The following is a 23,223-nucleotide window of genomic DNA, read 5'->3' on the forward strand; positions in this document are numbered from 1 at the left end:
TTAACCGGCGAGCAGACCCTGCTTCAGAAACCGCCCCCCCGCCTTGAGGGCTTAACGACGCTACCGCCGATGCTGATGGGCCACCACTCCCACCGTTTTTTGATGGCTGAACAGCTGCGTGAAGGCCAACAGGAGGGCCAGATCGTGCTAGAGCCAGCAGGGCGCAATACCGCCCCAGCGATTGCTTGCGCGGCACTGTTGGCGCGGCAATTGGGCGAAGACCCGCTGCTGCTGGTGTTACCTGCAGACCACGTGATAGGCGATGCGCTAGCGTTTACCGATAGCGTGCAGCGTGCTGAACCGCTCGCGGAGCAGGGCTATTTGGTCACCTTTGGCGTGGTGCCGACGCACCCAGAAACCGGCTACGGCTACATTGCCTGTGGCAATGCGCTGGGGGCAGGGCACCATCTGGAGGCGTTCATCGAAAAACCCGCGCTAGAGCGCGCCAAAGCATTGCTGGCGCAGGGAGATACGCTCTGGAATAGCGGTATGTTCTTGCTGCGTGCCTCCCGCTATTTGGCGGAACTTGAACGGCTTCAGCCAGACATACTGGCCGCCTGCCAAGAAGCCGTAGCCCGCGCCCACCGTGACTTGGATTTTCTGCGCTTGGACGAGCAGGCGTTCCAGCGCTGCCCCAGCGAATCGATCGATTACGCGGTCATGGAGCATTGTTCCCAGGCTGCCGTGGTGCCTTTGGATGCCCAATGGAGCGATATAGGCAGCTTCGATGCGCTGATGGCGACCCATATGCCCGATGCAGCGGGCAATGTGGTCACCGGGGATGGGATATTGAGCGATACTCAGCGCTCGTTAGTAGTAGCGAACCACCGCTTGGTGGCCACACTTGGCGTGGAAGACCTGATCGTGGTGGAAACGTCGGACAGTGTACTGGTGGCCCATCGCGACAAGGCGCAGGGCGTTAAGCAGCTCGTCGCGGCGCTGACCCAGGCCGGGCGCAGCGAGCCGCATACCTCGCCGCAGGTCCATCGCCCTTGGGGCAGCTTTCAAGCCATGGACAGCGGCGAGCGCTACCAAGTGAAGCATATTACCGTGCGCCCTGGGGCGCGGCTTTCGCTGCAGCGCCACCACCACCGCGCCGAGCACTGGGTGGTGGTCAGCGGCACGGCTAAGGTGACGGTGGATGAACGCACGTTTTTGGTCAGCGAGAACCAGTCCACTTACATCCCCATTGGCGCGCTGCACCGCCTGGAGAACCCGGGTAAAATCCCGCTGGAACTGATCGAAGTGCAGTCCGGCAGTTACCTGGGCGAGGATGACATCGAACGGTTGGATGACGTGTACGCTCGCCACAGCGACGAGTAATTGAGCGTACTTACCAGAGCCAGCTACCCGGCCGTGCCGGTGGCTGGCCTTTACGTACCGCCACCCAGCCGATAATGCAGCGCACTCCTAGCCATACCACTAGCAGCGGCCAGAGCAGCGTGCCGATAAAGATCAGGCTCAGGGTAAACGTGACGATAAAGTAGAGGCTGCCGATCCAAAACGTGCGGATCAAGTAACGGTAATGCGCCTGTAACCAGGGAGCCGCTTCTTTACGGTAAACATAGGCAATGATCACACCAATCAACAGAGTGACGTTGGCCGTAACGAGCCCTGCCAAATAGAGCGCATAAATAATTTGCGGCGGACGCGTATCCTCTTTGGGGAGGTATCGTTCAGTCATGGCCATCCTCGCTTAATAGAGACGGAAGTCGTTGGCATCAGGCAGCCCTTGCTGCTCTTCCACCACTTTGCGGTAACGTTTGTACTCCCACTGATATTGCGCCGGGTCTAGCGCAATGGAGGCCTCTACGCTGGCATTCACGCCGGTAGCGGACGCTGCATCATCAGCGCTATATACCCGCTCGTCCGCATCGAGAAAGTGGATTTCAAAGCCTTTGCCAGGGATGCGCAGGGCTACGCCGGTGACTACCCGCGCTTGGGTGCGCGCCACCAGCTTGGGTAACAGCGTGGCGGTATAGGCATCGCGGCCATAGAACGGCGCAAACACGCCGCTGCCCCAATCCGGCTCTTGGTCCGGCAATATACCAATGGCCTCGCTACGCTTCAGCGCTTTGAGCAGCGCCGCCACGCCCCGTGGGTTAGTGGGCACGAGCTTTGCCCCCATGCGCTCGCGGCCATGGCGGATAATCGGCTCCAGCTCGGCGATTTTGGGCGGCTCGTACATAGCGGTAAACGGAAAGTGGCTGGAGAGCCAAAAGTTCAGCACTTCCCAGTTTCCAAAGTGAGGCGCAAGCACGATCACGCCGCGCCCCTCGGCCCGGGCGCTGTCCAGCTTGTCGCGGCCATGTACCGCTAGAATGCTGGCTTCTACCTTTTCGGGCGGGGCCATCCAGGCATGGCCGAGTTCCAGCATTGTCGCGGTGGAGTGTTGAAGGCTCTGTTTGGCCAGGGATTGCCGTTGGCTAGCAGGCGCGTCGGGGTAGACTACCTTCAGATTGATCTCGGTTACCTTGCGCTCGCGTTTGCTAAAGCGGTAAACCTGGGGGCCTACCAAGGCCGCGATGCGCCACAACCCGCGCATGGGCCAGCGGGAGAGCGTGCGCCACAGTGTGGCAATGGCACGGGCTTGAAAGCGCGTTGTGGAGGGAGTTGCCTGTTCGGTCATGAGTTACAGCAGCCAGCTATCGACATTGGAGGGCGCGCGCTTCTCCTGCAGCCCTTTAAAGCCCTTTACGCAGCGCACGATAAACCACACGACCAGCGCCAACAGCATGGGGAAGCCGACCAGAATGAGCGTGAGCAGGGTGGCGATACTGCCGTAGAGAAGGCCAATCCAGAAAGTACGAATCTGATAGCGGTAGTGCTCATCTAACCATGCCGGACCCTTGCCACGGTAAACGTAGGCAATGATGACACCGATCAACGAGGTAAAGCCCACCACAAAACTGGCCAGATAGAGGGCGTAAATCACCATGGCCATGGTGGTGTCCGGGGCGGGGGAGGTCTCTGAGGGTTTTTCCGACGTAGGGTGTCGGTCAACCACTTCACCTTCCAGCGGAGCGTCATCGCGCATGGGCGTTCCTTCTTTCAACAGTTCTATTCGAGCATCCAGCGGACACCTTGACTGCGCGCTATGATAGCGTGGGCGCTGCGACTTATCATCCGCAGGCTGCCCACGCTTAGGTCAAATACTTAACGCGCTGCCGGGCGGCAGATTTCCAGCAGGTTGCCGTCGGGGTCGCGCAGGTAAAGCGACTCAATTGGGCCGCTAGCCCCCTGACGGGCCACGGGGCCAAGCTCTACCTCGATGGCGAGCGCATCCAGGTGCTGCTTAAACTCGTCCAGCGGTAGCTGGCAGCGCAGACATAAATCCAGACTGCCAGGCGTAGGCGTGGCTGAAATCGGCGCGATATCAGTGTCGGTTTGGTGCAAGCGTAGGGCGGTGTCGCCCAGCATCAAGTCAACGCGCTGAGCGTCCCGATAGCGTACATCCAGGCCTAATACACGAGAGTAAAAATCCACTGCGCGACCCATATCGGTCACGGTAACCACAAGATGATCCAGACCTGAGAGCATGCCTCTTTCCTTAATACAAACGTAAAACCAGAGAATACGATGATGCGACGCTGTCCGCTATGCCACGCGCAGGAGCCTGCGCTGTACCACCAAGACCGTCGCCGTGATTACTACCAGTGTGCCACGTGTGCGCTAGTGTTTGTGCCTAGCGAGCAGCATTTAACCGCTGCCGCTGAAAAAGCCGAGTACGACCAGCACCAAAACTCGCCGCAGGATACGGGATATCGGCGTTTTTTGGGGCGTTTATTTAATCCGTTGGCAGCAAAGCTAGCTCCTGGCGCAAGAGGGCTGGATTTTGGCTGCGGCCCTGGGCCAACGCTCTCGGTGATGTTTGAGGAAGCGGGCTTTGATATAGATGTGTATGACATCTTTTACGCGCCCCATGATGCGCACCTGAACCGCCAGTATGATTTCATTACCGCCACCGAAGTAGTGGAGCACTTGGCGGCACCGGGCGAGGTGCTGAACCAGCGGGTCGCGCAACTGCTACCCGGAGGCTATCTTGGGCTGATGACCAAGCGGGTCACTAGCCAAGAAGCCTTCGCCCGCTGGCACTATATTAACGACCCAACCCACGTCTGCTTTTTTAGTGAAGCGACCTTCCGCTGGTGGGCCGCTGCACACAGGTTAACAGTCGAATTTACTGGTAATGACGTGGTAATTTTTAGAAAACACTAATCTGCTTGCTATAAGGGCGAAAAAGCATTGACTTTGCGCCTATGGAAGCAATAATTGCGCGCCCGTTTTCTTGCCTGTTTGATGTGATGGCGTGTTAACGGCAACGATTCATCCATTGAGCAAGGTGAGGTACGCATGTCGCGGCAACTGCTGGCCATGGCGCTAGCGCCCCTACTAGGGCTGTTTATTCTTGGGATTGGCAATGGCTTTCTCGCCACGCTGATTACCGTGCGCTTGGACGCAGCGGGCGAGTCGGCGACGGTGATCGGTATTGTCTCGTCGGCCTATTTCATCGGCCTAGCCCTGGGTGCCATGGTCAATGACCGCCTGCTGCTGCGCATCGGCCATATCCGCGCTTACGGCAGCTTTGCCTCGCTGGTCGCAGTGACGGTACTGCTGCAAGGCCTTTTCTTTGAACCCTGGGCATGGTTTGCGCTGCGGTTGATTGGCGGCTGGGCCACGGTGGGTGTTTATCTGGTCATTGAGAGCTGGCTACTCACGGCGGGCGACCAGAAAGTGCGTGGCCGCCTGCTGGCGCTCTACATGATCTCCCTTTACGCCGCCGGGGTGCTGGGGCAGCTTATGCTCGGCGTGACCAGCGCCATGGGCGACACCGCGCCCTTTATGGTGATTGGCCTGTTGGCATCGCTCTCGGTTCTACCGATGGCGATGATTCCCCGCGTCTCGCCGCTGATCGAACACGCCGAACCGCTACCGCCTCTCCGCTTGATTACCATGACGCCCACCGGCGTGATGGGCAGTCTAGGTTCCGGCATGGTGGTGGCCGCTGCTTATACGCTACTGCCGCTTTATCTACAGCGCATTGGTATGAGCGTAAACGAGGTAGGCCAGATGATGGCCGTGCTCGTCCTTGGCGCGATGCTGCTGCAGTACCCCATTGGCCGCTGGTCGGATCGCCATGACCGCCAGATGGTACTGATTGGTATCAGTGCCTTCTGCGTGGTGATTTCAGCGGCCATGCTGTGGTTGCCGCTCTCCACGCCGCTGCTCGCCGTGTTGCTCTTTTTACTGGGAGGAGGCGTGTTCGCGCTTTATCCGGTGGCCGTTAGCCATGCCGCCGACCGCGCGCCCGCTGGAGCCTTGGTGCGGATGAGCCAGGGCCTTCTGTTGATTAACTCGATTGGTGCCACCATCAGCCCGCTGATGATCTCGCCGGTGATGACCGCCATGGGCGATGCGGGCCTGTTCTGGGCGTTTGGTGCGCTAAGCCTGTTCTTCGTACTGTTCTTCGGCTGGCGGCGTAGCGTGCGTCCGGCACCGGTGCCGGTGGCACCCTTTACACCCACAACCCCGATGACCGCCGCAGGTGCTGAGCTGGTGGTGACCGAGGAGCTGGTACAAGGGGCGCTTGAACACGAGCACCTGGAAGACCTTTCCGACGTAGTGCCCGAGGTAGACGTGGCCGAGCCGGTGGTGGGGCCGCCCCAGGAAGATGAAAGCCACATTACCTACTACGACGATGTGGAAACCGAGGTGCGTCGGTAGGTGAACTGCAATATCGGGTAAGGTGAGACCTTGGGCTAATGGTGTGGAAGAAGTAGGGAAACTACTATCGGCGATAGTGTTTTTACTATTTTGCCGCAGTTACCTGAGGTTTTGCCATGAATTATTACGCCGCGCCGGTCCGCGATCTGCGCTTTGTGCTCGAAGAGATGTTAGCGCACCGCTCCTTGGCGTTGCCGGGGTTTGAAGAGGCGACTCCGGACCTCGTCGAAGCTGTGCTGGAAGAGGCCGCGAAGCTGGCGGGCGATGTCTGGGGTCCGCTCAACAGCACCGGCGACCGCCAGGGGGCTAAGCGCCATACTGATGGCAGCGTGACTACCCCAGAAGGCTTCGCTGCCGCCTATCACGCCTATGTGGAGGGTGGTTGGAACGGTATTGGCGTTTCTGAAGAGCTGGGCGGGCAGAACCTACCCGAAGTGGTGGCCAGCGCCGTACAGGAGATGCTCCACGGCGCAAACATGGCCCTGGGGCTGTGCCCAATGCTCACTGCCGGTGCCATCGAAGCGCTGGCCCACCACGGTAGCGATGCTCTCAAAGCCATCTATCTACCCAAGCTGGTCGAAGGGACTTGGACCGGCACCATGAACCTCACCGAACCTCAAGCAGGGTCGGACCTCTCCCAAGTGCGTACCAAAGCCGTGCCGGAAGGCGAGCACTACCGCATTAGCGGCCAAAAGATCTACATCACCTGGGGCGAACACGACGCCGCCGAGAACATTATTCACCTCGTCCTTGCCCGTAAGCCCGATGCCCCGGAAGGCAATAAGGGCATTTCGCTGTTCCTGGTTCCCAAGTTTCTGGTGAACGACGACGGCTCGCTGGGCGAGCGAAATGACGTCACCTGCGCCTCCATCGAGCACAAGCTCGGCATTCACGGCTCGCCCACCTGCACGCTCAGCTTTGGGGAAAACGGCGGTGCCGTAGGCTACCTCGTGGGTGAAGAGGGCCGCGGCCTGAACCACATGTTTACTATGATGAACGAGGCGCGCCATAAAGTGGGCATACAAGGGATTGGCGTGGCCGAGCGCGCCTGCCAGCATGCGGTTGCCTACGCCCACGACCGCACTCAGGGCCGCTCCCCCAAACAGCGGGGTGGCAGCGAATGCACCATTAGCGATCACTTTGACGTGCGCCGGATGCTGCTCTCCATGCGTGCCCGTACCGATGCGTTGCGTGCGTTAGCGCTCTACTGTGCCGGGCAGTTAGATATTGCTCGCCGTGCAGAGAGCGACGCCGAACGCCAAGCTGCCCAGGCCTGCGCTGATGTATTGATCCCGATTGTGAAGAGCTTCTCGACCGACCAAGCGGTGGATATCGCCTCTATGGGCGTGCAGGTACACGGCGGCATGGGCTACGTGGAAGAGACCGGAGCGGCCCAACTATTGCGGGATGCGCGCATCGCGCCTATCTATGAAGGCACCAACGGCATTCAAGCGCTGGACTTGGCTGGCCGAAAACTGCAGCGAGACGGCGGTGCGGCGCTCTCTGCGCTGATCGATGACGTGCATAAAACGGCCGAAGCGCTGCGGGGTGAAGCGTCGCTGGCCAGCATGGGCAGTGCGCTCGCGGCGGGCGCTGACGACCTACGCGCTGCCATGACCTTGGTGTTGGAGCAGGGCAGCGACCTTGAACACGGCCCCGATGCCGTACAGGCGTACGCCACGCCGCTGTTGAACCTTGCCGGGCACGTACTGTGCGCTTGGCAAATGGGCATCGCGGCCCTACACGCCCAACAGGCGTTAAAAGGCGGTAGCGATGAGCCGTTTTACCGAGCCAAACTGAGCAGCGCCGAGTTTGCCATTCACCAATGGCTGCCGGTTGGCCGCGCCCAGCGTGCCGTGATTGAGGCCGGCTGGCAGTGTTTTAGCCAGTTTGATAGCGCGGCTCACTAACGCCACCGCCGCCTTATGGGCGGCGGTATTCGTTATGAATGTCCAAGAATAAAACGTCCTATAACAACAGCGAGAGTGCAGGAACCGATCATGACCTCCATCTTTGAACAAGACTTACCGCCGACCGCTGCCAACCATGTGGCGCTCTCACCGCTCACGTTTATTGAGCGCTCGGCGGCTATTTATCCGGATTACCCCGCGGTAGTGCATGGCGCAACGCGCCGCACCTGGGCAGAGACCTGGACACGCTGCCGCCAGCTAGCCTCGGCGCTGGAAAGGCGCGGCATTCAGCCCGGGCAAACGGTGGCCGCCATGCTGCCCAATATTCCGGCGATGTTCGAGGCCCACTTCGGCGTGCCGCTGGCGGGCTGCGTGCTGAATACGCTCAATATTCGCCTCGATGCCGACGCCATTAGCTATATGTTGGCCCACGGCGAAGCCAAGGTGATTTTGGTAGATCCTGAGTTTGCCGAGGTGATTCAAGCGGCGGTTGCCAAGTTGGAAAGCAAACCGCTGATCATTGACGTAGCCGACCTAGAGTTTTTGGGTGAGACCCAAGGCATTGGCGAGCTGGAGTACGAAGCGCTGCTGGCCGAGGGCGACCCGGATTACGCCTACCGGCTGCCCAGCGACGAATGGCAGGCGATTTCGCTGAACTACACCTCCGGCACTACCGGCAAGCCCAAGGGCGTGGTGTATCACCATCGCGGTGCTTACCTGAACGCGGTGAGTAATATCCTCGAGTGGGCCATGCCCCACCACCCGGTGTATCTGTGGACGCTGCCGATGTTCCACTGCAACGGCTGGTGTTTCCCGTGGACCATTGCCGCCAATGCGGGCGTTAGCGTGTGCCTGCGCAAAGTCGATCCCAAACGCATCACCGACCTGATCGCCGAAGAGGGCGTCACCCACTTCAGCGGCGCGCCGATTGTGCTCAATGGGTTGGTGAACCTACCGGCCGACCAAAAGCGGGTGTTTGATCATCCGGTTAAGGTGACCACCGCAGGAGCCGCGCCGCCCGCCTCGGTGATTGCCGGGGTAGAAAAGCTGGGTATCGAAGTCACTCACGTATACGGGCTTACCGAAGTGTACGGCCCGGTGACCGTATGCGCTTGGCGCGATGCGTGGAACGAGCTGCCCTTGGAGTCCCGTGCCAAAATCAAGGCCCGACAAGGCGTGCGCTACCACATGCTGGAAGCGCTCTGCGTGGCCGACCCGGTGACGTTAGAACCCGTCGCTAAAGATGGCCGAACCATGGGCGAGATCTTGATGCGTGGCAACAACGTGATGAAGGGGTATCTCAAAAACGCCGAGGCGACGGAAAAAGCGCTAGAGGGCGGCTGGTACCACACCGGTGATTTAGCGGTATGGCATGCCGATGGCTATATCGAGATTAAAGATCGCTCAAAAGATATCATCATCTCCGGCGGTGAAAATATCTCCACCATCGAAGTGGAAGATGCCATTTACAGCCATCCGGCGGTTGAAGAGGCGGCGGTCGTCGCGAAGCCGGACGAAAAGTGGGGCGAAACGCCCTGTGCGTTTGTTAAGTTAAAAATTGGCTACGGCGAGGTCACCGAGGCGGATATCATCGCCCACTGCCGTGAACATTTAGCGAGCTTTAAGGTGCCCAAAACGGTGATTTTTAGCGATCTGCCGAAAACATCGACGGGCAAAATTCAAAAATTCGTGCTGCGCGAAGAAGCCAAACAGCACCAGTCAGGGGAACAGCAATGAGCGAACAACGGATTGGCGTGGTAGGCGCAGGCACCATGGGGCAGGGCATTGCCCAAGTGGTCGCCGCCAGTGGCTTTAACGTTCGGCTGTACGATGTCGCCGACGAGCAGCTCACCCGCGCCAAAGGAGCCATCGATAAAGGGCTCGAGAAGCTTGTTGCCAAAGAGAAGATGACCGCAGAGGGCAAGCAAGAAGCACTCGCTCGACTCTCTACCACCACGGCGTTAGATGCGCTCAGCGACTGCAGCGTGATTATCGAAGCCGCCCCCGAGCAGCCTGCACTGAAAGAGAAACTGTTTCGCGATCTCAGCCATCTGAGCAGCGATGCCATCCTGGCCTCTAACACGTCCTCGTTGTCTCTCACCCGCTTGGCCGCTGTATGCGAGCGTCCGGAGCGAGTAGTGGGTATGCACTTCTTCAACCCAGTGCCGGTACTCAAGTTGGTGGAAGTGATCCGTGCTGAGCAAACCTCGGATGTCACCGTCGAGCGCATTGAAGCGCTGGCCAAAGCGCTGGGCAAAACCGCCGTGCCGGTAGGCGACGCGCCGGGCTTTGCCGTGAATCGTTTGCTAGTGCCTATGATTAACGAAGCCGCATTTATCGTACAGGAAGGCACCGCGACGCCGGAAGCCATCGATGAGGCCATGAAGCTGGGTGCTGCCCACCCGATGGGGCCGCTGGCGCTGGCGGATTTGATCGGCCTAGATGTATGCCTCGCGATTATGGACGTGCTGCAGGAAGGCTTTGGCGACCCCAAATATCGCCCCTGCCCACTGCTCAAGCGTATGGTGGCCGCAGGCTACCTGGGCCGTAAGAGCGGCCGTGGGTTCTATATCTACGAGTAGCCAACTACCGGATTGAAGCGCGACAAAAGAAGTGATTGCCACCCAACCAAGCGTTCGCTAGGGTTGAGTGGTCATCACTTACAAGCGCAATAACAATCAAGGAGCCATCATGAGCGACGCAGTGATCGAGAAGGTTGATAACGACGGTGTAGTGCGCCTGACCATTAATCGCCCCAAAGCCCTGAACGCGCTGAATAGCGAAGTGCTCAGCGCTTTGGAAGCGCATTTAGTCGAGCTTGAAGCGCACCCCAACCTGCGGGCGGTATTGATTACCGGCGCTGGGGAAAAATCCTTTGTGGCCGGGGCAGACATCACTGAAATGCGTGATAAAACCCCCGAAGAGGCCCGCGCATTTGCCAGCCAGGCACTGCGTACCATCAAGCGACTTGAGACACTGCCCGTGCCGGTGGTCGCGCTGGTGAACGGGTTTTGCCTTGGCGGCGGCTGCGAACTGGCGCTGGCCTGCGACTGGGCCGTCGCCAGCGATAACGCTGTCTTCGGCCAGCCGGAAGTCCTGTTAGGCGTCATTCCTGGCTTTGGCGGCACCCAACGCCTGCCGCGCCGAGTCGGCCCCGCCATGGCGATTGATTTGGTCACTACCGGGCGCAAAATCGATGCCCACGAAGCGCTGCGCATTGGCCTGGTGAACCGCGTAATGCCCCAGGCGGAACTGGAGAGCTATGTTGAAGAGCTCACCAAACAGCTGAAGGGTAACGGGCCGCAGTCGGTCCGCGGAGCCAAACAAGCCGTTCACGACGGCATGGACCAAGACCTAGACAGCGCCCTGGCGCTAGAAACCAGCCTGTTCGCTTTCTGCTTTGCAGGCCAAGAGCAGAAAGAGGGCATGAGCGCTTTTGTCGAGAAGCGTAAACCCAACTTCTAAGCTCTCTTTTTTCTAAGCTCTCTTTTTTCGAGTTTTACTTATTTAAGGGGTGGCGCATGCGTCATCCCTTATTTTATTCTCAGGCTTACTCTTTCTTACTATGCCGGAGTGACCGCGATGCAGTGGGCCGCCTTTCTTCTCGCCGCGCTGGGTTTTGCCTACCTACCCGGGCCTGCGATGTTATACACCGCCGCACAAACGCTGGGGCGTGGTCGGCGAGCAGGGTGGCTGGCGGTGGCTGGGGTGCATCTTGGTTGCTACGTGCATGTTATCGCCGCAGCACTGGGGTTAGCACTGCTGTTTGCGGCCATTCCACCTGCCTATCTGGCGATGAAAATCATCGGCGGACTCTATTTGCTCTGGATGGGGATACGCTTATGGCAACAAGGCATTCGTACGAGCAGCGACGAACTCCCTCTAACCTCTACCAAGCGGGTACTGCGCGATAGCTTTCTGGTGGAAGTGCTTAACCCTAAAACGGCGCTTTTCTTCGTGGCGTTTCTGCCGCAATTTGTGCAGCCCGATATTGCCATGCCGGTCGCGTGGCAACTGCTTTGGTTAGGCATTGCCACCAACGTGCTGTTCTCGTCAGCGGATGTGGTGGTGGTGCTATTGGTCAGCCCGCTACGCGCATGGCTGCAAACGTCTCATGGCTCTTCCCGGTTGATTCAACGGATTGGCGGAGGCGTATTAATGGGGCTCGGAGGAAATACGCTGGTGCAGGCAGCACGGTAGGGCCAGTCACTGTGATGTTCACCGTAAGGAGCATGGCATGTTTGTTCTGTATATCGCTAACAAGAACTACTCTTCCTGGTCGCTGCGCCCTTGGGTGCTTCTGAAAGCGTTGGAGATTCCCTTTAATGAGCACCTCATGCCTTTTGAGGGTGGCGTTGGGGAGAGTCACACCACGTTTAAGCGCTTTTCACCGTCGGGCTTAGTGCCGTGTTTGATCGATAGCGAACACGATGTAGCCGTGTGGGATTCCTTGGCAATTATCGAATATGTAGCCGAGAAACATCCGAGCGTATGGCCTGAAGAGCGCGCGGCGCGGGCCTGGGCGCGTTCCGCCAGTGCCGAGATGCATAGCGGCTTTGGTGCGTTGCGGGATGAGTGTTCCATGAACTGTGGCGTGCGCGTGGCGATGGACGAGCTCTCCCCAGGGCTGAAAAGCAATCTGGCACGGTTAGATGCGCTGTGGCAGGAGGGGCTTGCGCGTTTTGGCGGCCCGTTTCTGGCAGGTGAGCGTTTTACGGCGGTGGATGCGTTTTACGCCCCCGTGGCGTTTCGGGTACAAACCTTCAACCTGCCGCTGAGTGACACCTCCCTTGCTTATGTAAAACGCCTTTTAGCCCTGCCCGCCATGCAAGATTGGTATGCTGCTGCACTGCAAGAGACATGGCGTGAGCCGATGCATGAAGCAGAAACAGTGAAGCATGCCACTCTGTTGAGCGACGAACGCGCGATAGGCTAGTGCGTAGTGCGTGGATGGCTGCGCGATGATCACGCAAATCCACTACACTGGCGCGCATATCATTAGAGAATGTTGAGATTCATGTTATGGCGCTAAGTGCTACCCCCTACAAAGTCGACGTTAACCTGACTGACCTGGATCGCAACGTCTATGAAACGTTGCGTTTCACGGTGGCCCGCCATCCCTCTGAAACGGAAGAGCGTCTGTGCTCGCGGCTAATTGCTTATATCCTCTGGTACAGAGAATCGCTGGCATTTGGGCGTGGGCTATCAGACGTGGACGAGCCTGCGCTTTGGGAAAAAAGCCTGGATGGACGGGTGCTGCATTGGATAGAGGTCGGACTGCCCGATGCTGAGCGTTTAACCTGGTGTTCGCGCCGCGCTGAGCGGGTCTCGCTGCTGGCGTATGGCCGCGTGGATATTTGGGAAAGCAAAGTGCTGCCCGCCGTCGCCTCGTTGAAAAATGTTCACGTGGCAGCGCTACCCCAAGAGGCGCTGGCCACCGTGGCAGCAGATCTCCCCCGGGCGATTAACTGGGCGGTCATGATTAGCGATGGTTCGCTGTTTATCACCGATGAAAACGGCCAGCACGAAATCACTCCGCAGTGGTTATTGCGGGAGCGATAGGCATTCATGTGCTAGTTTTTAAATGACGAACTGGCCAACAGTTCGTCATCACAGGGATGTGTTTCCAGGTTGTGCAGTGCATTACATAAAGTAGCTTGCTATCTATTTGCAAGATTACATACAATCAGCAATGTTTGTTGCCCCCCTGCTAATAGGCTGCCACCTGCCCAGCTCTCAACTCAAGGAATGAGCCATGACGCCGTCTGCCCCTCATCGCAGAGATGAATCTCCTAAAGCCATCTTTTGCAAAGCCGTGCTGCCGTTTGTATTACCGTTCAGCCTGCTGCCCGCTATCGTATCGGCCGACGATAGTTCGCTTTCCATTAAGCATGCAAACGATGGGCTCGCCAGCAGTGATGATGGCCACTTTACCAGTGGCTTCGAACTGAACTGGATGTTTACCCCCGAACCGCAAAGCTGGACCCAGCGTTTAGCGGCTGCGTTGCCGGATAGTATCATCAGTCAAGCTGATCGCGCCTCCTACCGCCTAGTGCATCAAATTTATACGCCTAATGTGATTGAGCGTCGCGAGCTGATTGAAGATGATCGCCCCTATGCGGGTTTAGTGTATGGCGGTGTGTCGCTTTATGAAGATAAGCCGATGGGCCGTTGGCAGCAGGCCACCGACCTGCATTTAGATGTTGGCTTGGTAGGCCCTTCCTCGCAGGCGGACAGCATTCAGCGAGAAGTGCACCGTGTAACTGAAAGCGACCGACCGCGTGGCTGGCGAAACCAGCTAGGCGATGAAGCTATCCTTAACCTGACCATGCGCCGCCAGTGGTGGCACGATACTCCCTTGGCAGGTAAACAGTTCTCCCACGGCCCCAGCGTAGGTGCCGCACTGGGTAATCTGCATACTTATGCCAGTGCGGGTTATAGCGTCCGCTGGGGGGATGATGCCCAAGGTATTCCCACGCTGACGCCTAACCCGGGTAGCCGCCATTACATTAACGGCGCTAGTGGTTGGCAGTGGTACCTGTTCGCTAACGTGGAAGGGTACTACATGGCGCAAAATCTGACGCTGGATGGCAATACTTTCCGCGATAGCCACTCGGTGGATCGCAACGAATGGATTGCTGAAGCCTCTGCTGGGTTAGCGCTGGCCTGGGAAGATTGGCAGGTGACCTACGCGGCTGTTCAGCGTACCCGGGAATTTGATGGTCAGGATGAGCAGGATAAGTTTGGCGCACTGACGTTGACCAAACGCTTCTAAGTTATTAATCAATATTAAATATACGCAGCGGCTAGCGGCTGAGTAAGGTGAAACGAGATGGCAAATAAGTATCCTCATACACCGGATGGCCGCTACTTCGTTGCCAAAGATCGGCTATGGCGCTGCACTGACCCGCGCCTGACGGACGAAGAAAAACGCTGCCATGTTAAAGCGCTGATGAAAGCCCGTCGGGCGGTGCGTAGCGCCCAGCAGCAAGATGATAAAGAGGCGCTTCGCCAAGCGCGTCTGGGGGTGCAGGAAGCCAAAGAGGCACTAGGTGAGCGTGGCCCGGTATGGTGGCAAGACGGCGCGCCGGATGAAGGTGGTCTTGCCCCGCACAATAGCTCGTATGCCCAGTGGTGGGCATCGTACTCCTAACCTATGGTTGCTACCCTGAGCAGTGGAAGAGACGTCTCTTTCATCACTCAGGAGTGAGCACATATGGACATGATCTTTTTTAGCAGCTGGGAAAGTTTGGCCCGCACCCTGGTGGTGGGGGTGCTTGCCTATGCAGTGCTGGTTTTGTTTTTGCGCATCTCTGGTAACCGCACGCTATCCAAAATGAACGCTTTTGATCTGATTGTCACCGTGGCCTTGGGCTCTACGCTTGCCACCGTACTGCTATCGAAAGAGGTGGCGTTGGCAGAGGGTGCGCTGGCACTAGGGCTGTTGATTTCTCTGCAGTTCATCATTACGTGGCTGAGCGTGCGTGTCAGCTGGGTAAAGCGGCTTGTCACGGGGGAACCGATACTGCTGCTGTATGACGGTGAGTTATTGCAAGCGTCGCTGCAGAAAGCGAGGGTGACTCAGGATGAAGTGCGTTCTGCCGTACGCAGCAGCGGGCTTTTACGTTTAGAGGCTGCCCAGGCGGTGGTGCTGGAAACCGACGGTTCGCTGAGCGTGGTGAAGCGCGGGGAGAGGGAAGGTGAATCCAGCTTAGCAGGGGTGGGCGGCCCTTAAAGCGCAGGCCCCACCTGCTGGCCGTTCACGGGCAGCGAGCACAGTGGTAATCTGCGCCCCTTTCTTAACGCGTAAGGGCGACCTGTGAACATTAAAGCTGACCTCTCGATTCTAGATATTATTGGCCACCTGCTTATCTGGGTGTTGCTCACCATCATTACCTTGGGTATTGCGCTGTTTTTCTTTCCTTACTCCTTCGCTCGCTTCGTGATCAACCGCACCAGCGTGGTGGATAACGCTACCGGTGTGGAGCGGAAAATGGTTTGCGATATCAATATCTTCAGCAATGTTGGCCATATTATTCTGTGGATGGTGATCTCATTTCTTACCCTGGGGCTTGGCTATATTTTCTACTTTTACCGGGTGTGGAACTACGCCCTGAATAACTCCCGCCTGCAGTAACCTCCCTTTTTCGCCACACCAGTAGCGCTATCTCTTGTTGCTTGTCGATGGTCGGCAAGCAACAGCTAATTGATAAGCGTTTTCGTTTATCCTATTTGTTTGTCTGGTTCAAGTAGCCTTTCGCCTTCATTGACAACCTCGGCGGAGATCCCTATATTTTCGCGAATAAAAATTACTATCATTGACATTAATATTCGCTCTGGGATCTTTCACGATGAAACCTGTACCTACCTTTCGCCTGCGCACGCTGAGCATCGCGGTTGCCTTAGCCTCCGTTGCTGCTGTGCCGGTAGTCTATGCACAAGAGAGCAGCGTCAATCTGGATACGGTTGAAGTCACCGCTGAATCGGCGGGTCTTTACGGATACAGCGATGCTGAGCGTGAGCCATCTGTAGGCAAGCTGGATGTGCCGCTGGCCGAGCAGCCCTACTCCATGTCAGTGATTGACCAAGAATTTATTCAGGATAGCGGTGCCAAAAACATTCAAGATGCGCTGCTGTATACCCCCGGCGTGTATGCGGGCAACTTCGGATTCGACACCCGTGGCGACAGCGCTAAAGTGCGCGGGCTTGATGCAGGCCGCTATTTGGATGGTTTGCGCCAAGTGTACGGCTCCTACAACACCGTGCGCACCAACGTCTACGCGCTGGAGAGCGTGGAGGTCCTTCGCGGGCCATCTTCCATGCTGTATGGCCAAGCGGATTTGGGCGGCATCATCAACGGTGTCTCTAAACTACCCCAAGAGGAGCGCAGCGGTGAGGTGTGGGCGCAGTACGGCTCCTACGACCGCAAGCAGCTGGCGTTGGACGTGACCGGGGCGGCCGATGAAGAGGGAGAATTTCTTTATCGCCTAGTGGCGTTAACCCGCGACAGCGACACCCAGGTGGATCATGTGGAAGATGACGGCTACCTGTTTGCACCGTCGTTTACGTGGCGCCCCAGCGACGCCACCAACATTACACTGCTGCTGAACCGCCAGGAAAACAAAGGCCAGGTATCGGCGCAGTTTCTTCCCCAGGCGGGCACGTTAGAGTCGGGTTCACTGGGCTTTATTGGCTCGGAGCGCTTTGTTGGCGAGCCGGGCTGGGACCGCTACGACCGGGAAAAGACCGAAACGACGCTGTTTGTTGATCACCAGCTCAACGACAGCTGGGCGTTTGCTGCCACCGCCCGCTATACCGATTCCAGCACGGAAACCCGCGAGCACTGGGTAGATATCCCCAGCGTGCCCGATGCTGAAGGTAATGTTAATCGCACCATCTTTATGGCCGATGCCCAGACGCGCATTCTCAATATGGATGCGCGCCTGGAAGGCGAGTTTGCGCTTGGCAATACCCAACATACGCTGGTGGCGGGTTTCGATCGTCAGGACGCCCGCTGGGCTCAGGATAATTACAGCTATGTGACGGGAGGGGGTGGCCAGTTCAACGTCTACAACCCCCAGTATGGCAACCTGCAGTTGGATTCACTGAACCCCAACGATCGCCCGGATAACGAGATTGAGCAGGTCGGCGTGTATCTGGCGGACCATATCGAAGTAGGGCCAGTAGTGGTGTCCGCAGGCCTGCGTCGTGACTGGGCAGAGAATCGCACGCTGGCACTGTCTGGACCGGATACGGTCAGTGATGAAGGTGAAACCACCGGCCGGCTGGGGCTGATGTACCGCTTTGATAACGGATTCTCACCCTATGTCAGCTACTCCGAAGCGTTCGCCATGAACTTGGGTAACGACGGTACGGCCAATCCAAGCCCCTTGAAGCCTACGACCGGCGACCAGGAGGAGATTGGTTTTAAGTACGTATCTCCAGATCAATCCCTGGCCGTGAGCGCGGCGTACTTTGATATTACTCAGCAAAACCGCATTAGCGATGGCGTTACTCCGGGCGGCGTCGAGCAAGTGGGTGCCGTGGTCGATGGCTGGGAGCTACAGGTAAATAAGCGCTGGCAGCAGTTTGAAACCCAAGTCGCGTATACCAACTTGAACGCCACTAACGACGGTACAGGTATACGCCTACCGTATGTGGCTGAAGAGCAGGCTTCCTGGTGGAACCGCCTATATGTTGGTAGTAACTGGCGTATTGGGGCGGGCGTTCGTTATGTCGGCGACAACGTTGGCTCTGGCGGTGCGCCGGTGGTGCCTTCCAGCACGCTGTATGATGCGATGGTGGGTTATACCCTGGGGGAGTGGGACTTCTCCGTAGACTTGAAAAATGCCACTGATGAAGAGTACATCTCTTGGTGCCGCTATGACGGTGGCGACTGTGGCTACGGCGACCGTCGCAGCGTTACGGCCAACGTGCGCTATCAGTTTTAAGCGCTGACGGCGATGCCAAGAGTCATGCCATAACAACGGGGCCTGCTATGCAGGCCCCGATTGGGTTGTGATATGGCGACTATCTTGGGCTAGTGAGGCTTTTTGATCCGCAGCCTCACCAAGCGCCGCACGATGGGTGAGACCAAGTTAATTACCGGGAGAGCGACGGCAAAGGCAAAGAGCCAAGCCTTGAGCCAAATCATCACAATCCCATCGACGACACCCACGTTATAAAGCGTAATCACCAGCGACATAATGCATGACATAAACAGTGCCATCAGGCATGAAAATATCAGCTGGGCGTATTTCGGATCGAACATCGTACGTTTTCCTAATACGCGAATTAACGCTTATCTTCGGTTTTCTCGGTGAAGTCGCTGGCGTCGTGGCGCTCGTGAAGCTGCTCGCTGGGTTCGCCCCAGGTGCGGTTTACCATGCGGCCACGCTGTACCGCTGGGCGGGCATCAATCTCTTCGGTCCAGCGCAGCACATTCGTATAGGTGTGTGCCTCGAGGAACTCAGCGGCGTCGTACACGCGGTTTTTGACCAGTGCCCGTACCAGGGGTGAATCGCCATGTCGGCAATGGTGTACTCGTCGCCCGCCATAAAACGGTTGTCGGCCAAGTGGCGATCCAGCACGTCTAGCTGGCGTTTTACTTCCATGGTGTAGCGGTCAATCGGGTACTGATACTTCTCTGGCGCGTAGGCGTAGAAGTGGCCAAAACCGCCGCCCAGCATGGGAGCGCTGCCCATTTGCCAGAACAGCCAAGAGAGGCACTCGGTGCGCTTGGCTGGGTCTGTAGGCAGAAATTCACCGAACTTCTCGGCGAGATAGAGCAAGATAGCCCCTGACTCAAACACCCGCTGGGGCGGGTTCACGCTGTGATCCATCAGCGCCGGGATCTTAGAGTTAGGGTTAGCCTCAACGAAACCGCTGCCAAACTGATCGCCCTCGCCGATTTGAATCAGGTGCGCATCGTACTCGGCTGCTTCAATGCCTTTTTCCAGCAGCTCTTCCAGCATCACCGTCACTTTCACGCCGTTGGGCGTGGCTAAGGAGTAAAGCTGTAAGGGATGTTTGCCCACCGGCAGCGCTTTTTCATGGGTCGCACCTGCGACAGGGCGGTTGATATTGGCAAACTTGCCGCCGTTACCCGGCTCCCACTTCCATACGCGTGGTGGCGTGTAGGTCGTATCGCTCATTGTAACCTCGCTGATTGAGTTATCTAATCTTTATGGGGTCGTAAAACGTAGGTACAAGGGTAGTTCGTTAGCCCGTTAAATAAAAAGCAGAGATGGGCAACTAAGAGAAGGGGGCTGCTATGTGGCGATAAACTCACCACCACCTTGCAAGTTGGCAAAGCGGTGGCGGGGGCTGTGTGTATTAAACCAGTGTTAGTGTGACATCAATGTTGTCACGGGTAGCGTTGGAGTATGGGCAAACGATATGCGCTTTATCCACCAACGCTTGAGCCACGTTTTTCTCCAGGCCTGGCAGGCTGATTTTTAGCTCTACTTCAATGCCAAAACCGGTGGGAATAGCACCAATACCTACACTGCCATCGATTTGGGTATCAGCGGGAAGTTTGACTTTCTCTTGACTAGCCACGTGCTTCAGCGCGCCTAGGAAGCAGGCAGAGTAGCCCGCAGCAAACAGCTGCTCTGGGTTGGTGCCATCGCCGCCTGCGCCACCGAGTTCTTTTGGCGTGCTCAGTTTGACATCCAGTGCGCCATCTGAGGATTTAGCGTGGCCTTCACGGCCGCCAGTGGCGTGGGCGTGGGCACGGTAAGCAATCGTTTCAATAGACATTGATTATCTCCTGTAGCGGTTTGTTGTGTGCAGCAAGCAGTGCATGCGCCATCAATTTAGTGCGGCTTTATTTTGCGCGCAATTAAAATAAGTGGGGAAAACACTCCCAAACAATTACTCATAGATTACTTAGCTTTTTGCAGACTATCACGCAGTTGTACAAGGTCTTCTTTTAATTGAGTTAACGCTTCTACAGATTTCTCACTGGCGTTGACCACGCAGCTTGGAATATGACGCGCCTGCTCTCTTAAAGAGCGCCCTTTGTCGGTAAGGAAGAGCTCAACCACGCGTTCATCCTGAAAGCTGCGCTGGCGACGCAGTAGCTGATCGGCTTCAAGGCGTTTTAAAAGCGGTGTGAGTGAGCCAGGATCAGTCAGTAATCGCTTACTCATAGTGCCAACCGTAATGCCATCTTCTTGCCAAAGCACTAGCATCGCCAGGTACTGCGGGTAGGTAAGCCCTAACTCTTTCAAAAGCGGTTTATAGATTTTTGTCATCATCAACGATGTTGAATAGAGGGCGAAGCAGAGCTGATGGTCTAGCTCCAATTCGCTACAAGGGTCTAACGCAGGCATGTGGACTCCAGGACGGGATGCATAGCAGGTAATGTAGCGCGCCACGCCTTGAGTGGCTATCCCTAGACGTTGGTCGTAAGTTGGTAGTTTTGTTTTGACACCACGCTAGGCGGTCGCTAGCCTTCGCTTAATGAATGTTACCGGTAACAAGGCGGTGAGTTAGAAAAGACAGCCACACTGTATCGATAACTTTCAACCGCAGGGAAAGCATTACTACCTGCAACCGGCAGCAGCTCAAGCAATTAACCACCTAGCAATCAACAACAACGAATGTTTGGAGATAACGTCATGACAGCGATTTGGCGCAACACGCTTACTCTGGTTGGTGCAACCACGCTCACTTTCGGCATGGCGCATGCCCAAAGCCCCGAGCTTTCCGACCCGCCCGCCATTGAAGGGGATATCGTGGCCGACCACGGTAGCCACACTCTGCGGATGGGCATTGGCCTTTCCGAAACTTCGCCACAGTTTCTCTCCAGCCAGTACTTTGGCGAGATTCTTGAGCAGCGCACCGAAGGCCGCATTACGGTCAACGTGTTCCCCAACAGCCAGTTGGGTGACGACGTTCAGATGATGGAAATGCTGCAGACCGGCACACTGGATATGACCTATCCCTCCAGTTCTGCCACTACCGGCTATGTTGAGGCGCTGTCCGCGTTTGACCTGCCTTTCTTGCTGCCCAGCCGCGAAGCCGCGATGGCAGTGATGCAGAGCGACGTTGCTCAAGAAATGCTGGATGGTTTTGAAGGTACTGGGCTAAAAGCGTTGGCCTTCTCCGAGAACGGCTACCGTCAGCTGTCTAACAGCGCGCGCCCCGTTGCGTCGCCGGAAGACGTCGCGGGCCTGGATGTGCGCGGTCTGAGCGTACGTACTATGCAGAACCCGGTTCACCTGGCCATTTGGGAAGCACTGGGTGCTAACCCCACGCCGATGGCGTTTGGCGAGCTGTTCTCTGCCCTGGAGCAGGGCGTCGTGGATGGCCAGGAAAACCCCTGGAGCACCATCCTGACCTCTAACTTCAACGAAGTGCAGGACTACGGCACCGAAACCCGCCACGTTTACACGCCGTTCATCATGATGCTTTCCGAGCGTACCTGGGAGCGTATGGCACCGGAGTATCAAGAGCTGGTACTGGAAGCCGCACGTCAATCTGCAGAGTACGAAATTCAGCTCTCCGCTGAGTACGACGACTGGTCTCGTGAGCAGTTAGAAGAGCGCGGTATGCAGATCACTCGCTTGAGCGATGAGCAGCTTGCCGCGTTCCAAGACGCCGTGCAGCCTGTTTACGAAGAGTGGGCGCCGCGCATTGGCGAAGATCTGATCGCTGAAATTCAGCAGATTGTTGAAGAAAGCAGCAACTAATACGCACCGTTTAGCGCGCCATCGGGCAGGCCATTGTGCCTGCCCGACTTGTCAGTGCCCCCTGGAGTTCTTATGACACCCTCCTCAACACCTCCCAACGCTGAATCCTCTTTGAGAGCGCCTACGATTGAAGATCCGTCGGTCTATTTAGACGACCCCAATCGCAAGCTGCTGGAAATTGATACTGAAACGCGTCAAGGCCCCGCGCTGTTTCGCTGGTTAACGCTTGGCATGGAGTATTTGATCGGCGCCATTTTAGTGGCGCTGATTGTGGCGGTGTCCAGCAATGTGGTGGGCCGTTCGCTGTTTAACCACTCGCTGCCTTGGGTCGATGAGCTGGCGCGCATGCTGTTTATTTGGCTGGTGTTTATTGGCGCGGCCGCTGCGTTTGCCCGCTACGAGCACATTGCCGTGGATGCCTTGGTGCGGCGTTTGCCACTGCGCTTTGCGCATATGCTCTACTGCCTGCAGCATTTGATTATTGCTGGCCTAATGCTGGTCATGGTGTTTGGCGGCTATCAGGTATTGGCCCGCTCAAGCGGACGCTCCGCCATTATGGGCGTGCCCCTCAGTCTGGTCAGTCTTTCCCTCGTTCTGTGCGTTATCTTTATCGCTGCGGTATCGCTGTGGCGGGTATGGATGAGCGTGCGCGTTATTGTTCAACCACACGGCCAGTCGGCTGAATCGCAAGGGGAGTGATCACCATGCTGTGGATTTTCCTAGCTATTTTATTAGTATCGATTGTGATCGGCTTGCCCATCGCGTTTGGTTTGGGAGTGGCTGCGCTGGTCATGGCGGTACTCTCTGATATTCCGCTCTCTATTATGATCGAGCAGTCCATCCGTGGGGTGAACAGTTTTCCGCTGCTGGCCATTCCGTTCTTTATTCTGGTCGGTGAAGTAATGAGTAACGGCGGTATTGCACGCCGTTTGATGGAGCTTGCCGGTGCGCTGGTCGGTTTTATGCGTGGCGGCCTTGGCCAGGTAGCGATTACTGGCTCCATGTTCTTTGGCGGCATTAGTGGCTCGGCGGTGGCCGATACGGCGGCCACTGGCTCCATGATGATTCCCTCGATGAAGCAGCAGGGCTATACCGCGGCCAACGCCACGGCGATTAACACCGTCTCATCGGTGATCGGGATCATTATTCCGCCTTCTATTCCGCTAATTCTTTACGGCATCGTCACCGAAACCTCCATCAGCCGCCTGTTCATTTCCGGCATTGTGCCTGGGCTACTGATTGGCGCTGCCCTGATGGTCACCACCTATATTCTGGCCAATAAGCAGGGCGGCGGCGTGCGCCAGTTCCGCTGGGACGTGCTGTGGAAAGCCTTTAAAGACGCCTGGCTGGCCCTGGTGTTACCGGTGATTGTCATTGGCGGTATTATTGGC

At 57.1% G+C, this 23,223-nt stretch carries 25 protein-coding genes and 1 pseudogene; 18 read left to right on the forward strand and 8 right to left on the reverse strand.

Annotated features, from left to right (window positions below; all coding sequences use genetic code 11):
- Positions 1 to 1,323 (forward strand): mannose-1-phosphate guanylyltransferase/mannose-6-phosphate isomerase (locus tag BIS10_RS08870; RefSeq protein ID WP_253504472.1); only part of this gene is annotated, 1,323 nt, incomplete at its 5' end.
- Positions 1,324 to 1,333: 10 nt separating this feature from the next.
- On the opposite strand, the gene BIS10_RS08875 is transcribed toward BIS10_RS08870, so the two are convergent.
- The 4 genes from BIS10_RS08875 to BIS10_RS08890 form a co-directional block, all read right to left on the reverse strand.
- Positions 1,334 to 1,684 (reverse strand): DUF4870 domain-containing protein, encoded by a 351-nt coding sequence (locus BIS10_RS08875; protein WP_159341438.1) that lies wholly within the window; start codon positions 1,682 to 1,684, stop codon positions 1,334 to 1,336.
- Between the two features lie 12 nt (positions 1,685 to 1,696).
- Positions 1,697 to 2,629, reverse strand: coding sequence for a lysophospholipid acyltransferase family protein (locus BIS10_RS08880; protein ID WP_253504475.1), 933 nt, complete (start codon positions 2,627 to 2,629; stop codon positions 1,697 to 1,699).
- 3 nt (positions 2,630 to 2,632) lie between these two features.
- Positions 2,633 to 3,037, reverse strand: coding sequence for a DUF4870 domain-containing protein (locus BIS10_RS08885; protein ID WP_253504478.1), 405 nt, complete (start codon positions 3,035 to 3,037; stop codon positions 2,633 to 2,635).
- Positions 3,038 to 3,156: 119 nt separating this feature from the next.
- Entirely contained in the window at positions 3,157 to 3,540 is a 384-nt protein-coding gene (locus BIS10_RS08890; protein WP_062373496.1) for a glyoxalase/bleomycin resistance/extradiol dioxygenase family protein, read from the reverse strand.
- A gap of 39 nt (positions 3,541 to 3,579) precedes the next feature.
- Here BIS10_RS08890 and BIS10_RS08895 point away from each other — a divergent pair, with 39 nt between their 5' ends.
- From BIS10_RS08895 to BIS10_RS08960, 14 genes are all read left to right on the forward strand, one after another.
- Positions 3,580 to 4,218 (forward strand): class I SAM-dependent methyltransferase, encoded by a 639-nt coding sequence (locus tag BIS10_RS08895; RefSeq protein ID WP_253504481.1) that lies wholly within the window; start codon positions 3,580 to 3,582, stop codon positions 4,216 to 4,218.
- A gap of 135 nt (positions 4,219 to 4,353) precedes the next feature.
- Complete coding sequence (locus BIS10_RS08900; RefSeq protein WP_253504484.1) at positions 4,354 to 5,724, forward strand: MFS transporter; 1,371 nt, start codon at positions 4,354 to 4,356, stop codon at positions 5,722 to 5,724.
- 116 nt (positions 5,725 to 5,840) lie between these two features.
- The gene (locus BIS10_RS08905; RefSeq protein WP_253504487.1) at positions 5,841 to 7,634 is read left to right on the forward strand and encodes an acyl-CoA dehydrogenase; all 1,794 of its coding nucleotides are present in this window, start codon (positions 5,841 to 5,843) and stop codon (positions 7,632 to 7,634) included.
- A gap of 90 nt (positions 7,635 to 7,724) precedes the next feature.
- On the forward strand, positions 7,725 to 9,371 hold the full coding sequence (locus tag BIS10_RS08910) for an acyl-CoA synthetase (protein ID WP_253504490.1): 1,647 nt from the start codon (positions 7,725 to 7,727) through the stop codon (positions 9,369 to 9,371).
- Positions 9,320 to 10,216 (forward strand): 3-hydroxybutyryl-CoA dehydrogenase, encoded by an 897-nt coding sequence (locus tag BIS10_RS08915; RefSeq protein WP_253504538.1) that lies wholly within the window; start codon positions 9,320 to 9,322, stop codon positions 10,214 to 10,216. The genes BIS10_RS08910 and BIS10_RS08915 overlap by 52 nt, the downstream gene beginning before the upstream one ends.
- 109 nt (positions 10,217 to 10,325) lie before the next feature.
- Complete coding sequence (locus BIS10_RS08920; RefSeq protein WP_253504493.1) at positions 10,326 to 11,099, forward strand: enoyl-CoA hydratase-related protein; 774 nt, start codon at positions 10,326 to 10,328, stop codon at positions 11,097 to 11,099.
- 117 nt (positions 11,100 to 11,216) lie between these two features.
- Positions 11,217 to 11,834, forward strand: coding sequence for a LysE family translocator (locus BIS10_RS08925; RefSeq protein ID WP_253504498.1), 618 nt, complete (start codon positions 11,217 to 11,219; stop codon positions 11,832 to 11,834).
- Positions 11,835 to 11,871: 37 nt separating this feature from the next.
- Positions 11,872 to 12,570 (forward strand): glutathione S-transferase family protein, encoded by a 699-nt coding sequence (locus tag BIS10_RS08930; protein WP_253504503.1) that lies wholly within the window; start codon positions 11,872 to 11,874, stop codon positions 12,568 to 12,570.
- Between the two features lie 86 nt (positions 12,571 to 12,656).
- A complete protein-coding gene (locus BIS10_RS08935; RefSeq protein WP_159341445.1) occupies positions 12,657 to 13,196 on the forward strand; it encodes a YaeQ family protein in 540 nt (179 codons plus the stop codon).
- A 193-nt stretch (positions 13,197 to 13,389) separates the two neighbouring features.
- On the forward strand, positions 13,390 to 14,409 hold the full coding sequence (locus BIS10_RS08940) for a lipid A deacylase LpxR family protein (RefSeq protein WP_253504506.1): 1,020 nt from the start codon (positions 13,390 to 13,392) through the stop codon (positions 14,407 to 14,409).
- Between the two features lie 57 nt (positions 14,410 to 14,466).
- The gene (locus tag BIS10_RS08945; protein ID WP_253504509.1) at positions 14,467 to 14,787 is read left to right on the forward strand and encodes a hypothetical protein; all 321 of its coding nucleotides are present in this window, start codon (positions 14,467 to 14,469) and stop codon (positions 14,785 to 14,787) included.
- Positions 14,788 to 14,850: 63 nt separating this feature from the next.
- Entirely contained in the window at positions 14,851 to 15,369 is a 519-nt protein-coding gene (locus tag BIS10_RS08950) for a DUF421 domain-containing protein (RefSeq protein WP_253504512.1), read from the forward strand.
- An 84-nt stretch (positions 15,370 to 15,453) separates the two neighbouring features.
- A complete protein-coding gene (locus BIS10_RS08955) occupies positions 15,454 to 15,771 on the forward strand; it encodes a DUF6693 family protein (RefSeq protein WP_253504514.1) in 318 nt (105 codons plus the stop codon).
- A 214-nt stretch (positions 15,772 to 15,985) separates the two neighbouring features.
- Complete coding sequence (locus BIS10_RS08960; protein ID WP_253504518.1) at positions 15,986 to 18,085, forward strand: TonB-dependent siderophore receptor; 2,100 nt, start codon at positions 15,986 to 15,988, stop codon at positions 18,083 to 18,085.
- Between the two features lie 89 nt (positions 18,086 to 18,174).
- On the opposite strand, the gene BIS10_RS08965 is transcribed toward BIS10_RS08960, so the two are convergent.
- The 4 genes and pseudogenes from BIS10_RS08965 to BIS10_RS08980 all read right to left on the reverse strand — a co-directional run bounded on the left by BIS10_RS08965 (position 18,175) and on the right by BIS10_RS08980 (position 20,470).
- Positions 18,175 to 18,405 (reverse strand): DUF2798 domain-containing protein, encoded by a 231-nt coding sequence (locus BIS10_RS08965; protein WP_253504521.1) that lies wholly within the window; start codon positions 18,403 to 18,405, stop codon positions 18,175 to 18,177.
- A gap of 23 nt (positions 18,406 to 18,428) precedes the next feature.
- Positions 18,429 to 19,288 (reverse strand): annotated as a pseudogene (yghU, locus tag BIS10_RS08970) (glutathione-dependent disulfide-bond oxidoreductase).
- Positions 19,289 to 19,469: 181 nt separating this feature from the next.
- Positions 19,470 to 19,895: an organic hydroperoxide resistance protein gene (locus BIS10_RS08975; protein ID WP_301282005.1), complete on the reverse strand. Its 426-nt coding sequence runs from the start codon at positions 19,893 to 19,895 to the stop codon at positions 19,470 to 19,472.
- 125 nt (positions 19,896 to 20,020) lie between these two features.
- Complete coding sequence (locus BIS10_RS08980; RefSeq protein ID WP_253504524.1) at positions 20,021 to 20,470, reverse strand: MarR family winged helix-turn-helix transcriptional regulator; 450 nt, start codon at positions 20,468 to 20,470, stop codon at positions 20,021 to 20,023.
- Between the two features lie 288 nt (positions 20,471 to 20,758).
- On the opposite strand from BIS10_RS08980, the gene BIS10_RS08985 reads away from it, so the two are divergent.
- The 3 genes from BIS10_RS08985 to BIS10_RS08995 form a co-directional block, all read left to right on the forward strand.
- Positions 20,759 to 21,832 (forward strand): TRAP transporter substrate-binding protein, encoded by a 1,074-nt coding sequence (locus BIS10_RS08985; protein WP_253504528.1) that lies wholly within the window; start codon positions 20,759 to 20,761, stop codon positions 21,830 to 21,832.
- Between the two features lie 72 nt (positions 21,833 to 21,904).
- Entirely contained in the window at positions 21,905 to 22,531 is a 627-nt protein-coding gene (locus tag BIS10_RS08990; RefSeq protein ID WP_253504531.1) for a TRAP transporter small permease, read from the forward strand.
- Between the two features lie 5 nt (positions 22,532 to 22,536).
- On the forward strand, positions 22,537 to 23,223 hold a 687-nt coding region (locus tag BIS10_RS08995; RefSeq protein WP_253504535.1), incomplete at its 3' end, for a TRAP transporter large permease subunit.

The sequence above is a fragment of the Halomonas sp. 707B3 genome, assembly GCF_024158645.1.
Taxonomy (GTDB): Bacteria; Pseudomonadota; Gammaproteobacteria; order Pseudomonadales; family Halomonadaceae; genus Vreelandella; species Vreelandella lionensis.

Excerpts from the sequence above, each read along its gene's own strand:
- BIS10_RS08990 (WP_253504531.1), top strand. The coding sequence starts at position 21,905 with ATGACACCCTCCTCAACACCTCCCAACGCTGAATCCTCTTTGAGAGCG.
- BIS10_RS08930 (WP_253504503.1), top strand. The coding sequence starts at position 11,872 with ATGTTTGTTCTGTATATCGCTAACAAGAACTACTCTTCCTGGTCGCTG.
- BIS10_RS08940 (WP_253504506.1), top strand. The coding sequence starts at position 13,390 with ATGACGCCGTCTGCCCCTCATCGCAGAGATGAATCTCCTAAAGCCATC.
- BIS10_RS08905 (WP_253504487.1), top strand. The coding sequence starts at position 5,841 with ATGAATTATTACGCCGCGCCGGTCCGCGATCTGCGCTTTGTGCTCGAA.
- BIS10_RS08875 (WP_159341438.1), bottom strand. The coding sequence starts at position 1,684 with ATGACTGAACGATACCTCCCCAAAGAGGATACGCGTCCGCCGCAAATT.
- BIS10_RS08935 (WP_159341445.1), top strand. The coding sequence starts at position 12,657 with ATGGCGCTAAGTGCTACCCCCTACAAAGTCGACGTTAACCTGACTGAC.
- BIS10_RS08925 (WP_253504498.1), top strand. The coding sequence starts at position 11,217 with ATGCAGTGGGCCGCCTTTCTTCTCGCCGCGCTGGGTTTTGCCTACCTA.
- BIS10_RS08960 (WP_253504518.1), top strand. The coding sequence starts at position 15,986 with ATGAAACCTGTACCTACCTTTCGCCTGCGCACGCTGAGCATCGCGGTT.
- BIS10_RS08920 (WP_253504493.1), top strand. The coding sequence starts at position 10,326 with ATGAGCGACGCAGTGATCGAGAAGGTTGATAACGACGGTGTAGTGCGC.
- BIS10_RS08975 (WP_301282005.1), bottom strand. The coding sequence starts at position 19,895 with ATGTCTATTGAAACGATTGCTTACCGTGCCCACGCCCACGCCACTGGC.
- BIS10_RS08985 (WP_253504528.1), top strand. The coding sequence starts at position 20,759 with ATGACAGCGATTTGGCGCAACACGCTTACTCTGGTTGGTGCAACCACG.
- BIS10_RS08885 (WP_253504478.1), bottom strand. The coding sequence starts at position 3,037 with ATGCGCGATGACGCTCCGCTGGAAGGTGAAGTGGTTGACCGACACCCT.
- BIS10_RS08895 (WP_253504481.1), top strand. The coding sequence starts at position 3,580 with ATGATGCGACGCTGTCCGCTATGCCACGCGCAGGAGCCTGCGCTGTAC.
- BIS10_RS08910 (WP_253504490.1), top strand. The coding sequence starts at position 7,725 with ATGACCTCCATCTTTGAACAAGACTTACCGCCGACCGCTGCCAACCAT.
- BIS10_RS08900 (WP_253504484.1), top strand. The coding sequence starts at position 4,354 with ATGTCGCGGCAACTGCTGGCCATGGCGCTAGCGCCCCTACTAGGGCTG.
- BIS10_RS08890 (WP_062373496.1), bottom strand. The coding sequence starts at position 3,540 with ATGCTCTCAGGTCTGGATCATCTTGTGGTTACCGTGACCGATATGGGT.
- BIS10_RS08965 (WP_253504521.1), bottom strand. The coding sequence starts at position 18,405 with ATGTTCGATCCGAAATACGCCCAGCTGATATTTTCATGCCTGATGGCA.
- BIS10_RS08945 (WP_253504509.1), top strand. The coding sequence starts at position 14,467 with ATGGCAAATAAGTATCCTCATACACCGGATGGCCGCTACTTCGTTGCC.
- BIS10_RS08980 (WP_253504524.1), bottom strand. The coding sequence starts at position 20,470 with ATGCCTGCGTTAGACCCTTGTAGCGAATTGGAGCTAGACCATCAGCTC.
- BIS10_RS08880 (WP_253504475.1), bottom strand. The coding sequence starts at position 2,629 with ATGACCGAACAGGCAACTCCCTCCACAACGCGCTTTCAAGCCCGTGCC.
- BIS10_RS08950 (WP_253504512.1), top strand. The coding sequence starts at position 14,851 with ATGGACATGATCTTTTTTAGCAGCTGGGAAAGTTTGGCCCGCACCCTG.